Below are 13,606 nucleotides of genomic sequence, written 5' to 3'. Positions count from 1 at the left end.
TAGCCACGCGGGTCTGCTTTTCTAAAATTAAAAAGGAATGCAGGGGCATGACTTACCAGGACGGTAAGCGCCGGAAACTGCAAAACAGAAAAAAGGACACAAGCTGCCGGACAGGCTTTTCCTGGTTCAGAAAAGACCCACCAATTCCAACTCTGGGCGAGAAACGCTAAAAGGCAATCCCACGCAGATACGGTTGTTTATAGCACGAAAAAACAAGACGTACCAGTACTCACTACTTCGGCAGGAGCGAAAGCAGCCGTAAAAAGCCAAAAAAATGGGTGAAAACAGGCGAGTGCCTACGGTTAGGAGATGTGTTGGGGTGGTCCCCGAAGATCTATGTTGTTGGGATAGGTAAACTTCCAGGCAAAGGTAAAGCCTGAAATTCGGGTACTGATTGGGGGTGCTGTAAACGGAACCTCTAAAGGAGGAAAAGAGATTAGATCGGTGGGGCCGTATTCTTTGACCTTGCAGTGCTGGTGTACTTTGCCCACGGTATGCTCCCCATCGGGGATAGGCTCGTCATGCGCCTCGGTATGCTCGTGTTCGTGCAGCGCCAGCAAGGCCGACTCCGGCACCATGACCTGGCAGAAGAGCAGCAGCAAAAAAGCGGCGATATAAGGCTGTAGACGAAGCATTCAGGAGAGGAAAGGAAGTCTTCTTTTTTCAGGTGAACACCTAAGGGCATCTTCTGGTAAAGGGCATCCTGCGCAATATTAAAACAAATGCCCGCTAATCGCAACTTGATTGCAATAGAATTGCATGGTCAATCCTACATTTTCAATTTCGAAAGTTTTGGGTAATCATCAGGCGGCGGTCGCTGCCTTGCAGGACACCGATGCCTACCCTACCAAATCCTCCCCGCAGGATGTTGGCGCGGTGACCGGGTGAGTTCATCAATCCATTATGGGCAATATCCAGGGTGGGTGCCAGGGCCAGGTTTTCGCCCGCCAGCCGGAAGGGTACTTTCGCTTTTCTGATCCGGTCAAAAGGGCTCCAGCCTTCGGGGGTGTAGTGGGAGAAATAGCCGCGCCGGAACATGTCCTCGGAGTGAAGGCGGGCCACCCGGCGCAGGGAAGTATCGGCAGCCAGGGGCCGCAGGTTTTGTTTGGCGCGTTCCTCGTTCACCAGCTGCAGCATCTCGGTCTCTAAATCGGGGCGGGGTTTCATGTTGCTGACCTTATATGGCAACTCAATCATTTCCTCGGAGCCGGGCTTCACCGTGAGTTTGCTAATGGTGCGGTTAATGGCCTTGTCAAAGACCGGCGAGAGGGCCATCTCGGCTTTCTCTGAGACCGAGGAAATACGGGTAGCCAGGGCGCTTTCCTGCACTTCTTCCTGTATGTTCTGGGGCAACGGAAACGCTGTCATGAGCACCACCACAATGGCCGCGGTCACCAGTCCGCTCAGAAACCCGGGGATTAATCCCAGCACCTGGTTCGCTTTTGACCGGTGCACCGTGCCCGGAAACTGCGCCAACACCCAATCGCCTAAGGCTTGGATGAGGATACTGGCGAGTACCGCTACCACGAAAAAAGAGAGGGGCAACAGCCAGAGCTCGTTCCAGTTCACCAGTTTTTCCAGCCCCTCGGCCACGTAAGGGTACAAACTCAGGCCAATGAGCAGACTTCCCACCCACCTGATCAGGTCCAGCACGCCATAGGCAAACCCCCGGTACCAGCCGGTCCAGAGGCTGGAAAGCACAATGAAAAGGATAAGTAAATCTATGTAGTTCATAGGTGGGAATACATGGTAAGACAACGGTAGGCACTCCAGAGGGAACCTGATTCTTTTACCGCCCTCCCCTCTTTTCAGTTACCAAACTTAAACGGGTAAAAGAAGGGGTAAATACTGAATTTCTATCTAACAGGGTGGCTTTAACGTATAACTGAATTTAATCAGGAGGAATATGGATAAGACAGAAGTCATTCATGACGAAGATGATAATAGATTTTACATGAGGCTGGACGGCGAAGAAGCGGAACTTACCTACTCCATCACCGAGAACCAGGAAATGGATTTAGATTACACCTTCGTTCCGGAAGACCACCGCAACCAGGGCCTCGCCGACAAACTGGTCAAAGCGGCGTTGGAACACGTCATTGACCGAAACATGAAATTTGTGGCCTCCTGCCCCGTGGTGGAAGCGTACGTAAAACGCCATCCGGCTTTTAAGGAGTACATGTCTGAAGCCTAAACGATAAGGCTTCTCAAAAACAAAGGCCCGTTTAGGGGCTGTTTTCTCAAAAGCAGCCCCTAAACGGGCCTTTGTTTTCGATGCGGGTCACAAGCAAGGCCTAAATAAACCCCGATAGGAAAACTTGTAGTACCTTCGCGTTGTACTTTGCCTTCGCTTTCAGACATGAAAACCATCACCATCATAGGGACCGGACTCATTGGCGGTTCTGCTGCTTTAGACATCAGAAAAGCAGGTTTTGCCACCGAGTTGATTGGCGTAGAACAGAACCCAGCAAATGCCGCCCAAGCTGTAGAGATAGGCCTGGTAGACCGCGTGCTTTCTTTGCAGGAGGCTGCCGCCATATCAGACCTGATCCTTGTGGCTATTCCGGTAACGGCCATCCAGAAACTGCTGCCTTCCCTCCTGGACATTGTGCCGCCTCAAGCGGTGGTGATTGACTTGGGCTCTACCAAAAGCCTTTTGTGCGAAGCCGTGAAAGAACACCCTAACCGGGCTCAGTTTGTGGCCGCCCACCCTATTGCCGGTACCGAGAACTCGGGCCCCACCGCGGCGCTGGAAGGACTGTACCAGGGCAAAATGAATATCATTTGCGAAAAGGAACTCTCTTCTGCCCACGCCCTTTCCATGGCGGAGGAGTTGTTTTCTATCCTGGGCCTCAAAACCAGTTACATGCAGCCCGAGGAGCATGATAAGCACGTCGCTTACGTGTCGCACCTGTCGCACGTGAGTTCTTTCCTGTTGGGGTTAACGGTGCTGGACGTGGAGAAAGACGAGCGCAACATCTTCACGCTGGCCGGTTCTGGTTTCGCCTCTACCGTGCGTCTGGCCAAAAGCTCCCCCGATATGTGGGCGCCCATCTTTGAGCAAAACGCCCATTTCCTGAGCCACGCCTTGGCCGAGTACATCAAGCACCTGCAACAGTTTCACCAATGTCTCTTGAACGGTGACACAGACCAACTCTACCAGATGATGCAGCAGGCAAACCAGATCAGGCCGGTGCTGGACGGCATTGCGCAGGTATCGCCGGTAAAGTAAACGCGTTTAGGGGCTGTTTTCTAAAAAAGACGCTGGAAACCCGGTGGGCAAATAGCCCTGCTAATCCATCTAAATCCGAGGGAATCCTAACCCTGCTGCATTTCCAGTAAGAACCTGAATATCAAGGCGCTTAAGCAAGATTATTCCCGAAAAATGATTAACTTAGAATAAAGGAATTGCCCTTGCGGTGATCTCCTAAAATCACTCTTTTGCCCCTGAGAGCCGAAGCCCTCCCCATCCTCCGGCAGATAAACTAACCACAGAGTTAGCCGCAATTCAGTCAGCCACTCCCTTGAATATCCTTTCTTCAACAAGCACAGGGTATAGAAGTTTCTGAATAGGTGCTACAGGTAAGCCTTGCTTACCCTTCCGTCTTTTCTAAAAGAGTCTGCTATGAAACTAAGATTCAAAGTAGCATTCACTGGACTGTTGGTCGCTCTGTGGTTTATTTCCTCCTGTCAGGATGATGACAGTGATGCAGAACCCGAAGTGATCGTGGTAGCTAATGCCGGTCCTGATCAGATTATTGCATTGCCACAAAACAGTTTAGTTCTGGATGGTAGCCAATCAACTGCCATCAATGGGAATATTAAAAGTTATCATTGGTCCAAAGCCTCTGGTCCGGCCTCTTTCCACCTGAAGGATAGTTTAGCCGCCCAAACTTTAGTAGAGAACCTTACTGTGGGAAGTTACGAGTTCAAATTGAAGGTAACCGCTGAGAATGGCCTTACTGAAAGTGACATTGTGCTGGTGACAGTTGAGCAACATGGTACTGGTGACTGGGATTACTGGGCCTATATGGGCAACTTATCCCAGGAAGAATTCTTCCTAGGCTCCGGCAACTTGTTCGGGGGTACCAACTTCTTGATGGGCATTGAAGATCAGGTGTTCGCCGTCAGCAAAATGGGAAACATCTGGAAAATGACCGCGGCCCGCACCTGGCAAAACATTGGAAAATTCCCCGAGCTCCTGCAAAAGACTCCCCTGGTTTTCAGCATCGGTGACAAAGGATACTGCCTGGGGAATGGGCACTTGTGGCAGTACGATGGCCGACAAAACCAGTGGCAGCGACGAAAAGACGTGCCCGAACCGATCCTTGATGCCCAGATTGCTCTGGTGATTCAGGACAAAGTTTATCTGGTCAGTAGCACCGCGGGAAAAGTCATGCGCTATGATCCTGCCACAGACGCCTACTCTCCCCTGAATGATTACCCAGGCACCGGTGCCGCCACCGGTTTCGTAGTTAACAGGAAAGGATACTGCGTGGAAGAGGAAGGCACATGCTGGGAACTTGATCCGGCTACGGGTAATTGGCGGCAGCGGGCGAGTGTGCCGCATGCCCTTACCAGAATAAGTAGTTTCTCCCTGAACGAGTATGGGTATGTGATTTACGACCTTGGTAATGCCGCTTACAACCATAACGAACCCATGCAAGTAACGCGCTATGACCCTTTGGAGGATGTCTGGACGGAGTTTGAAGAAGATTTCCCCGGCTTTGGGGTAAATGAACTCAAAACCATTTCCCTGGAAAATCGGGCCATCATTGGGTTAGGTTATAACAACGGAGATGTGAACGCCACAGACCTGTGGCAATTTGATTAGAGAGAAGCCAAGGGCTAGCGTCAAGGCTTGTGCTTAAAAGAAATAGGCTTACCTGTCCAACCGGGTTATAGAAAAGAGAAAGGTGTTTTTGGCCTATTTTCAAAGAATCATGCCTAAAACAAAGGAACCCCGCCAAGCTAGGGCCGTACTGTGCAGGAAGGGATTCTACCACACCACCAACGGAAATACACATGGGCCTCACCGATTTTCTGCAAAAGATAAAGCACGAATGGGAAGTACTGCAGGGCGAGAACGCCAAGGATAAATTTTTCTACAACGAGAACACCTACCCAGACGAAGCTACCGCCCGGCAGGAGTTCGCGCGCACGAAGCAAAAGCTCTTTGATGTGAACCGATGGACTTCCTTGCCCGGCATCAACTCCACTTTTCAGCTTTATGACCAGCAGGGGCATCCGTCTGAGGCCACCAAAGTGCAGGTAGGTGATTACATGCAGATCATTCTGCCCGCAACGGCCATAGAAAACTGGGTAACGGTGGTGGAAGTGGTGGAGGAAGAAGACGCGGCCCAATTCATCGTGCGGCCCTGCCCCAAACCCGAAATCCAGAAAGATGCTTTGGATGGGGAGGAAGTAAAGCATTTCTTCACCGAAGAAGCGACCAGCACGTTCAGAGTGATTCGCGAGGGAACCAAGATCATGGGCATGGAGATTGGCCGCGACGAGAAACCCAACAACCAGGGAGACCAGGCAGGCGGCCGTGGCGTCCTCAACACGCTTATCTCAGCCGGCGGCTGGGCAGGGTTCCAGGACATGCAATGGGGTAAGATCACGCGCTATTACGTGCACCTGGAAGAGACAAGCGGAAGCAAGATCTAAAGAACCTTCTCAATTCTGGAGTGGCGCTGAATCCAGGGGCTTTTTAGGTTGGAACCTGCCCAACATGAGGTTCAGAAGGAAGCCGGCGTAGGTTACCTTTCGGCTAAGGTGGTACTCTCCGCCCAGGCTTATGCCCACCGTAGGATAAGGGCAAAGAATCATTTCACCCCGGCCACTCAGACCTGGCAGAAGGTACTTCTTGATGTCGTACTCATAGGTGGTACCTGTGATAATCCCCCACCCACTCCTTACCGCATTGACATTGGTTGGCATCTCATACAGGACCAAAGATGGCCCGGCGGTAAAGGAAAAAGCCAGGTCTTTTCTCAGGTAACGGACCTTTCCAAACGAAATGTTCAGCTCATTGATGTAGTGTTTTGGTTGGTCTTTCCCGAACCTGCCAGCTTTTGGGCCATAACCTGGCTCATAGTATTCAGTGCTGTACACCCGTACCGCCCACACCTGCTGCTTCTTGGATTCCCGCAAAAGAGAACCGCCCACTACCACAGTTGCTTCAGCGTCTATCGGGATCATTGCCCCCAACTGCCCAAAGTAACGGACTACCTTGGTTGTATCCTGTGCCCAGCCTAATGCACTAAACAAAACTAGGCAAAGAATACTTACCGCTGCTTTCATGCCCTAAGCCGTTGGATGGTACAAGTGAGAACTATTCTATCAGGTATTGAATATAGTGAAAATATATATTTTAGTCCACAGAAAATACAAACGGAACACCAGCAGAAATGGCTGGATGTATAACTGTAAATACAACCCGGCTCAAGGCATCTGCAAGACAAGCTAAAAAGTTACCTGCCCATTCTACAACCGCAGCACTTTGGTGACGCAGTCCGGTATCTCTCCGGGATAGTGGGTCACATACAGCAGGGTGGTATTGGAGTGCGCGCTATTACGTGCACCTGGAGGCACCGAAAACGCCGTGATCCAGTAGCAATGGGTTTTTCAAAAAATTAATGGCTTTAAGCGGGAAGTAGCACCTTTCCACGAACAGGAAGGGCTCAATTCATGTGAAGGTCAGAAAGGATTGGCCCTTGCTACTCCTTCTCTTTCCGGGAACGTAAAACTCCAAACATCAAGTTTACATCCATTCCTCCGTAAGGGACTTCCTTGTTGTAACTGTAGAAACCACCAAGACTAACTCCTACAAATCTACTGAAGGTAAAAAGGATGTCTCCCCGCACATCCCAGCCCCACAAAGAATAACTTTTCATGTCAAAGGTATAAGAGTCATAGCTTCCAAAAACATTATTTCCAATATATTGCTTCACATTATAGGGCTTTCTATACTCCACCATGGTGGGGCCTGTGGAAAGGGAAAAAGAAAAAGCCCTATTGGCTTGGAAGAATTTGCCTACCGATAAATTCATCTCCTCTACAAAATGCTGCGGTAACTCATAATGAATGGTAGTATTAGCAGGGCTAAAAGTATCATCATTGAAGTCAAAAGAATGTTTGCGAAATGAAAACAAAAGCTTTCCCTTGTACTCAAATACCAGAGATCTGCTCCTACTCTCACCATTTGCCAAACTATTCTCTGATGTCACCAGATCTACACCAATTGTCCCGTAGACACGGGTAAAAAAAGGTTTAGAAGATTCCTGAGCGGAAGCTACTTGGATAATAAGGAACAGAACTGAGAAGAGGAAAACAGTTTTCATACACTTTGTGGGCTAAGTGAATACTTCCTCTAACTGACAGGTAAGGCCTTGGCCAGGAGTATTTAAATATAATCAATTCTCTTTGTAAAACAAGCCAAAAACTTACATCATCCTACTGACGATCAAGCGATTATCAATACTATAAAACACTTAAAGTAGTAAAAGTATAACTCTGCTACTGATTCTCTTTTTGAAGGGTCCTAAATCAAGTTAGAACCACCTGCCCATTCTCCAGCCGCAGCACTTTGGTGACGCATTCTGGAATTTCTCCGGGGTAATGGGTCACATACAGCAGCGTGGTATTAGAATGCGCGCAGAGGGTGTTCAGAATCTGTTTGAAAGCCTCCTGTTGCCGATCATCCATGCCCTGGCAGGGTTCGTCTAAGATCAGCAGCGGTGGATTCTTGATCAAGGCACGGGCCAGCAGACACAAGCGTTGGGTACTCGCCGATACCTGCCGGAGCGTTTTAGGTGCATCCTCCGCAATTCCCAGCAAATCCAGCCACTGCAGGGCACGGGCGGCGTTCTCGGGTTGGCTGGCCTTGAGCATGCCCAGTGTATCATACACCCCAGATTCCACCACCTGCAGGCAGGTATTGTGGTACGGGAAAAACTGGAACAGCTCCGGCGACACAAACCCGATTTTCTTCTTGATGTCCCAAATGGTCTCGCCGGTGCCGCGCCTGCGGTCAAAAAGGGTGATGTCTTTGGAAAAGGCCTGCGGGTTATCGCCGTTCAGAAGGCTGAGCAGTGTGGTTTTGCCAGCACCGTTGTGGCCCAGCACCGCCCAGCGCTCGCCTTGTCTCACCTGCCAGTCCACGTTTTGGAGCACCATTTTGCTTCCGTACTGCACCGAAACGTTCTTCAGCTCCACAATGGTCTCAAACGCCATGGCTGGCTCCACGGATAACAACCCAACCAACGCAACATTGTCCAATTTCCTGGTCTCGGTGTCTGGCTGTAGGCTTTTCTCATACTGCTCCTTCGGCTGCGCCGATACGATTCTGCCTTTCTCCAGCACCGCCACATGGGTAATGCCTTCGGGAATTTCCTGGGCGGATGTGGCCATGACCACAGTGATGCCTGAGGCCATGATCTGGGCAAGCAGTCCGTCAAATTGGGTACGCGTTTGTACGTCCAGCCCGGTGAGGGGCATGTCCAGGAGCAGGAGTCTGGGGTTCCGGAGCAGGGCCTCCGCGAGAAGCAGGCGTTTGGTTTCGCCATTGGATAATTTGATCAATTCCTTCTGCCGCAATTCCTGCAACCCGAAGCTTTGGATGACTTTGGGAAGCGTCCAGGTGGGGGCGTCTTGGTGCGGGGCCTCCACGGCTGCCAGGTAATCTTCTACCGTAGGGGCATCCTGGGCCTCGGTGGCATGGTAGCGCTGCTGGTAGTAGAAATCACTGGTGTTGGAAGAGAAGTTACGGAACGAGTGTTTTTGCCCTACTTTGGCCAAAAGGTCCCTAAAAGAGAAAAAAGGATCTGGCGCGGAATGGGTTTCCAGGTAGGCCTCGTAAAAGCCATGCTCCACGTGCCCGCCCACCACCACCAGTTTTCCGGCGATAACCTGCAGCAAACTGCTCTTGCCAGAGCCGCTCTCCCCTACCAGCGCCCAATGCTCACCAGCGTTTACCTGAAAATGAAGGTCTTTGAAGATGAGGTGATTCAGGTGACGGACCGTCACGTTACGGAGGGCAAGGAAAGGCGAAGACATGGACTTTGGCAATTGTAATTCCTCTAAAATAAGCGGTTTACCCCGCCTAACCTAGCCTTTTCTGCGCTTCTTGTTTCAAGCTTGAATTCTGAAAATCGGGTCTAAAACAAGATCGGGCGAAAGCCATGCCCTGCGCACCTGCTTTCGCCCGATCTTACTTCTTAACGGTACCTAAACCGCTTGCGATTGGGTGTATACCTTTCCGAAGCGGTCGGTGACTTCAATCTTGATTTGCTTGGCGCCCGAAGAGGGTTTAGCCCAGAACAGGTGGTCAGTCATGGTTGGGTCGACGAATTTGTGCTTGGCCGGAAGATCTGGTCCGGCGTGCAGTTGCACTGAGAGCGGGTCCAGGCCCATCTCCTGTTTCATGTCGCCTTTGCGCACCCCGTCCTCAAACCAAGTCACTTTCCACTCCGGGTCCCAGTTCCAGACATTGACTACTACTTCCTCGGGGCGGTCCTTCACGGTGCCTTTGGGGTAGATCCTGAACTGGTGATCGCGGTCATGGCCCACCGATTTGTAGTACCATTTCATCTCGGAGCCGCTCACCTCGTACACGCCGTAGCCGCTAGGCGAACCATCAGTACAGATGGGGCCCGTCCACCAGGCGCCGCAAACGGCCCCGTGCGTGTGTTCAATGATGTCGCCCTCTATTACTTTCTCGCAGATGTGCGTGTGCCCCGACATGATGTGGGCTTTGTAAGGCTTCAGCAACCGGTACAGTTCCTTACGGTTAGACACTACGCCGCCCAGTGATTCGTCTTTGAGCTTCATGCGTCTTTTCTCTCCGCTGTTCACCGGAATGTGCACCGAGGCCACTACCATGCTGCCCGGCTTTACATAACTTAAATCCTGCTCCAGCCACTGCAACTGTTTTTCGGTGAGGTAGCCAATGTAGCGTTTGGCCGTGCCAATGAAGAAGACATCGTCCAACACCACGTAGTGCACTTCGCCGCGATTGAAGGAGTAGTATGTGGGCCCGAATAGTTTCTTAAACGTGTCGGCAGAGCCGTCGTCGGTGCGGGCGGTAAGGTCCATGTCGTGGTTGCCGATGACCTGGTAAAACGGGATGCCTGAGATCTCGATGGCTTTCTTGTAGTCGTCATACAACTCAAACTTGTCCCACACCAGATCGCCGCAGCCAATGCCGTGAAAGAGGGTATCCTTGCTGTAACCCGCCACCAGTTTCTTCAAGTCAGGAGCCGAGGTGTTCACCAGTTCCTCGGCGTCTTTCTTGTTGATCATCTGCGGATCGGCCCACACCACAAAGTTGTGCTTGGTGTCGTCCTGCGCCAGTTTCTGCAGTTCAAAATCGGCGGTGAAGCTGGATTTGCCTTTGGGTAGCGGTTTGAAGAACTGCGCCACTCCTTTCTCCTGCGGAATAGCGTAGCCGCGGGGAACGGAAATGTACACGAACTCGGCGGTGGCGTTGCTTTCCAAGGTGTACTTTCCGGCGTTATCCGTAGCCACTAGGTTGATGCCATCAGAAACCACCACCCCGGGGATTCCCTTGCCGCCGGACTGCACCTTGCCCTTGATGGCGATAAGCGACAAATTTACTTTCTGGTTGGCCGGTTTTTGGGAGGTTTGCGCTTGCAGGGCCCCCATGGGCAAGGTTAACCCAAGGCCCAAGGTGCCAATACTCTGGAGGAATTTTCTTCTAAACATGTGATTATTGAGGGAAATATTGAAGGAGTGATTGAGGGAATGCGTGATTGAGAGAATGAATCAAGAATGATCTTTGTGCCATTTTGTGGTACTCCTGCTTTTAAGGTGTTTTATCAATTTCAGCTCAAAAGCGGCAGTATGGATTGAGTTGAACGTTGATCCAATTTATCCACAAGGTCCTTTCAAGATGACAGGTAGAGGGGAAGCATTCTTCTATGAAATGACCTTTACCGAATTCGGAGCTTTCCTGAAAGCTACTCTTACTTGGTAGCCACCTTTTTTACTTTTTCCAGCAGAAGTTCGGGTTCGTTGGTGGTGATGAAATCCGCTTTGCGTTCTAAAAGCCAGTCCATCATTTCTGGGGAGTTGACGGTCCAGGAATTGACGGTAAGGCCGAGTTGGTGGGCTTCTTCTATCCAGTGGGGGTTCTTTTTCAAGACGCTTTGGTTGTAATCAAACCCGTACAGCTTGTCTTTGGCCAGTTCGGCGGGGGCTTTCTCGCCGTTGAGGTACGCTACCTTGGCAGAGGGTTCCAGTTCCTGTACTTTCCGGCAGATGGCATAGTCAAAGCTGATGTAGTCTACCCAGCCCTGCGCGTTGTGTTTCTGTACCGTTTCCACCACTTTGCGCGCCAAGGCCTGGCCCCGCTCCTTGCTGATGGCCGAGGGTTTGATCTCCAGGATCAGCTTGGTTTTGTTCTGGTTTAGTCCGGCTTGCAGATACGCCTCCAACGTGGGCAGATACTCTCCATTGGGTAGCTTCAGTTTGGCCAGTTCCGCGGCCGGTGTTTTCTCAATGTGGATGCCGTTCACATCATGGTCATGGTGCACAAACAACACCGAGTCTGATGACATGTGCACGTCAAACTCGCTGCCGGCGCAGCCTAACCGGATGGCGTGTTGCAGGGCACCAATGGAATTCTCCGTAACTCCGGTGTTCTTCCAGGCACCCCGGTGCGCAATAACTCGGTTGGTGATAAACTCGTCCTTCACAATCCGGAAGGTGTCCTGAATGGTGCTTTGCCCCTGTTCTACTGCCAAGACCACGTCTACCCATGGTTCAGAGATGGCTTTCTTGGCTTTCAAGGTATTGTCTTTCCCTAAGGTGAAGGTAGTAGCAGAGGTACCTACAAGCTTTACCTTTGCTTTACTCATCGTAGGGGGCAGAACTACCACTTGGCCCACTTGGGTTGCCCCGGGCTTAAAGGTAAAGTTAGAAAGCATCATTTGCGATTGAGCCATGGCGTTGGCGTGTACCCCTAACAAGAAACAAAAAAGCAGTTTCCAGGGTGTTACGGTTCTCATAGTCTGATTGGTTAAAAGAGGTCTCAAATACAGGGAAATAATCTAAGCTTACCATGCCCAGGGTGATAGAGGCACGGTAAGCTCAGATAGCCACCAGAGGTTAAGGTAGGCTTATTTCTCCCACCAAACCTTGGTATTGATGTCATCGCCGCCCATCATTTCTACGGCTTTTCTGTAGTTCTCGGCGTTGTTGGTTTGCACCGTAGTGGGGTATCTGAAGCGAACCGGCACTACTTTGTTGTTCATCATGGCATTGGTGGTAGGAAGTACCGGGAAGCCCGTGCGGCGGTATTCAAACCACTGCTGATAATCCACGAAGAACAAGGCCAGGTACTTTTGCAGCAGGATCTGCTCCAACGTGCCGTTGTACGCGGCGGCCGGATTGGTGAAATAGTCTGCGGGCATCACGGCTCCCCACTGTTCAATGGCGGCTTTCACACCTTTTTCATAAGCAGCTTGGGCATCACCGGTCACGATGCCTTTCTGGGCTAGTTCCGCTTTGATGAACTCCACCTCGGCATAGGGCATGATCACCGTAATCATAGGAGCCGTCACCAGGGCAACGTTGAAGGTGGAAGGAGCATAGTCAAACTGGGTATCGCTTCCTTCATAACCGCTTGGGATTCCCTTGTACCCCACCTGCGTTCTACCGTCTTTGGAGGTGGCTTGGGTGAAGAATTTAGCTCGGCGGGGATCATTCAAAGTGTTCAGGTGATCAATGAAGAAAGAAGAAGCCGCCCGACCCGTTCTGAAGTCAACGGCACGTCCCCAAGGAGAAATCAACGGCGGAACCCCTGAGATCTGCAGAATAGCCGCATCTGCATTTGACGTGAATACCGGAAACTGCGTAGGATTGTTGAGGATCTCCGTCATCTTAGCCACCGCATTCATTTCCGCTCTTTTGGAGACTCTAAGCAGTAACCGTAGCCGCAGCGAGTTGCAGAATTTCTTCCACTTAGCCACATTGTTATGGTACAGGATGTCATCGCCGTAGATCATGGTTTTGGCCGGATCAAACTTGCTGTTGGCGGCTTCAAGATCGGCTAAAATCTTGGTATAGATAGACTGCTGTGTATCAAAGGCCGGATACAGAATTCCTTCATCGCCGCGGCTGGCTTCTACCATGGGCACATCGCCAAAACTGTCGGTGAGCAGGGAGTAGACCCAGGCATTCAAGGTAAGCGCCACCGCCTCATAGTTGGGGTCATTGGCTTTCACGGCCGCGGCCTGCATTTCCTTGATGTTGGTTAACCAGCGGTAGTAGGTGTTCCAGGTAGAGCTACCGGAGTTCTCGGTAACATCATAGCGGTGGATGCCGCCCGAAGCACTGGGGAACGGAAGCGCCACTTGCATGAGGTCAAAGGTGAAGTCATCGGCCCGGTTGGCGTTGAAGCTGCTCATCTCATAGAGGATGGGGTTCAGCAAGGTACCCGGGCTGATTTGCTCAATGCGGTTAGGATCGGTGTTTACCTCTTCAAAATCATCAGTACAGGAGGTGTTGAGGGCACCTAGGGCAAGCAGGAATACAAAGGTCTTCTTTATAGATAACATGGTTCTTAGTTCTTTGGGAAAAA

The 13,606-nt window shown here is 51.1% G+C and carries 12 protein-coding genes; 4 read left to right on the top strand and 8 right to left on the bottom strand.

Features of this window, described 5'->3' with window-relative positions:
• Window positions 1-302: 302 nt before the first annotated feature.
• Both FOA19_RS21770 and FOA19_RS21765 read right to left on the bottom strand, forming a co-directional pair.
• On the bottom strand, window positions 303-635 hold the full coding sequence (locus FOA19_RS21770; protein WP_149092946.1) for a hypothetical protein: 333 nt from the start codon (window positions 633-635) through the stop codon (window positions 303-305).
• Between the two features lie 142 nt (window positions 636-777).
• Window positions 778-1,734, bottom strand: a complete 957-nt coding sequence (locus FOA19_RS21765) for a CvpA family protein (protein ID WP_149092945.1) — start codon at window positions 1,732-1,734, stop codon at window positions 778-780.
• 172 nt (window positions 1,735-1,906) lie between these two features.
• Between FOA19_RS21765 and FOA19_RS21760 the strand changes: the two genes are divergently transcribed.
• The 4 genes from FOA19_RS21760 (at window position 1,907) to FOA19_RS21745 (ending at window position 5,670) form a co-directional block, all read left to right on the top strand.
• Window positions 1,907-2,194 (top strand): GNAT family N-acetyltransferase, encoded by a 288-nt coding sequence (locus FOA19_RS21760; protein ID WP_149092944.1) that lies wholly within the window; start codon window positions 1,907-1,909, stop codon window positions 2,192-2,194.
• 165 nt (window positions 2,195-2,359) lie between these two features.
• On the top strand, window positions 2,360-3,232 hold the full coding sequence (locus FOA19_RS21755) for a prephenate dehydrogenase (RefSeq protein WP_149092943.1): 873 nt from the start codon (window positions 2,360-2,362) through the stop codon (window positions 3,230-3,232).
• Window positions 3,233-3,625: 393 nt separating this feature from the next.
• Complete coding sequence (locus tag FOA19_RS21750; RefSeq protein WP_149092942.1) at window positions 3,626-4,834, top strand: PKD domain-containing protein; 1,209 nt, start codon at window positions 3,626-3,628, stop codon at window positions 4,832-4,834.
• 191 nt (window positions 4,835-5,025) lie between these two features.
• Window positions 5,026-5,670, top strand: a complete 645-nt coding sequence (locus tag FOA19_RS21745; protein ID WP_149092941.1) for a hypothetical protein — start codon at window positions 5,026-5,028, stop codon at window positions 5,668-5,670.
• A gap of 9 nt (window positions 5,671-5,679) precedes the next feature.
• Here FOA19_RS21745 and FOA19_RS21740 read toward each other — a convergent pair whose 3' ends face one another.
• From FOA19_RS21740 to FOA19_RS21715, 6 genes are all read right to left on the bottom strand, one after another.
• On the bottom strand, window positions 5,680-6,306 hold the full coding sequence (locus FOA19_RS21740; protein WP_149092940.1) for a hypothetical protein: 627 nt from the start codon (window positions 6,304-6,306) through the stop codon (window positions 5,680-5,682).
• Between the two features lie 416 nt (window positions 6,307-6,722).
• The gene (locus tag FOA19_RS21735; RefSeq protein ID WP_149092939.1) at window positions 6,723-7,346 is read right to left on the bottom strand and encodes a hypothetical protein; all 624 of its coding nucleotides are present in this window, start codon (window positions 7,344-7,346) and stop codon (window positions 6,723-6,725) included.
• A 205-nt stretch (window positions 7,347-7,551) separates the two neighbouring features.
• Window positions 7,552-9,060: an ATP-binding cassette domain-containing protein gene (locus FOA19_RS21730; RefSeq protein ID WP_149092938.1), complete on the bottom strand. Its 1,509-nt coding sequence runs from the start codon at window positions 9,058-9,060 to the stop codon at window positions 7,552-7,554.
• A gap of 171 nt (window positions 9,061-9,231) precedes the next feature.
• Entirely contained in the window at window positions 9,232-10,728 is a 1,497-nt protein-coding gene (locus FOA19_RS21725) for a calcineurin-like phosphoesterase C-terminal domain-containing protein (RefSeq protein ID WP_149092937.1), read from the bottom strand.
• Between the two features lie 260 nt (window positions 10,729-10,988).
• Complete coding sequence (locus FOA19_RS21720; RefSeq protein ID WP_223809010.1) at window positions 10,989-12,032, bottom strand: glycerophosphodiester phosphodiesterase; 1,044 nt, start codon at window positions 12,030-12,032, stop codon at window positions 10,989-10,991.
• Between the two features lie 111 nt (window positions 12,033-12,143).
• The gene (locus tag FOA19_RS21715; RefSeq protein ID WP_149092936.1) at window positions 12,144-13,583 is read right to left on the bottom strand and encodes a SusD/RagB family nutrient-binding outer membrane lipoprotein; all 1,440 of its coding nucleotides are present in this window, start codon (window positions 13,581-13,583) and stop codon (window positions 12,144-12,146) included.
• Between the last annotated feature and the right edge of the window lie 23 nt (window positions 13,584-13,606).

The organism is Rufibacter hautae, from assembly GCF_008271695.1.
Taxonomy (GTDB): Bacteria; Bacteroidota; Bacteroidia; order Cytophagales; family Hymenobacteraceae; genus Nibribacter; species Nibribacter hautae.
This window is presented reverse-complemented; position numbering and strand designations above follow the sequence as displayed.

Coding starts and splice junctions, on each gene's coding strand:
- FOA19_RS21770 (WP_149092946.1), bottom strand. CDS start 635: ATGCTTCGTCTACAGCCTTATATCGCCGCTTTTTTGCTGCTGCTCTTC.
- FOA19_RS21765 (WP_149092945.1), bottom strand. CDS start 1,734: ATGAACTACATAGATTTACTTATCCTTTTCATTGTGCTTTCCAGCCTC.
- FOA19_RS21760 (WP_149092944.1), top strand. CDS start 1,907: ATGGATAAGACAGAAGTCATTCATGACGAAGATGATAATAGATTTTAC.
- FOA19_RS21755 (WP_149092943.1), top strand. CDS start 2,360: ATGAAAACCATCACCATCATAGGGACCGGACTCATTGGCGGTTCTGCT.
- FOA19_RS21750 (WP_149092942.1), top strand. CDS start 3,626: ATGAAACTAAGATTCAAAGTAGCATTCACTGGACTGTTGGTCGCTCTG.
- FOA19_RS21745 (WP_149092941.1), top strand. CDS start 5,026: ATGGGCCTCACCGATTTTCTGCAAAAGATAAAGCACGAATGGGAAGTA.
- FOA19_RS21740 (WP_149092940.1), bottom strand. CDS start 6,306: ATGAAAGCAGCGGTAAGTATTCTTTGCCTAGTTTTGTTTAGTGCATTA.
- FOA19_RS21735 (WP_149092939.1), bottom strand. CDS start 7,346: ATGAAAACTGTTTTCCTCTTCTCAGTTCTGTTCCTTATTATCCAAGTA.
- FOA19_RS21730 (WP_149092938.1), bottom strand. CDS start 9,060: ATGTCTTCGCCTTTCCTTGCCCTCCGTAACGTGACGGTCCGTCACCTG.
- FOA19_RS21725 (WP_149092937.1), bottom strand. CDS start 10,728: ATGTTTAGAAGAAAATTCCTCCAGAGTATTGGCACCTTGGGCCTTGGG.
- FOA19_RS21720 (WP_223809010.1), bottom strand. CDS start 12,032: ATGAGAACCGTAACACCCTGGAAACTGCTTTTTTGTTTCTTGTTAGGG.
- FOA19_RS21715 (WP_149092936.1), bottom strand. CDS start 13,583: ATGTTATCTATAAAGAAGACCTTTGTATTCCTGCTTGCCCTAGGTGCC.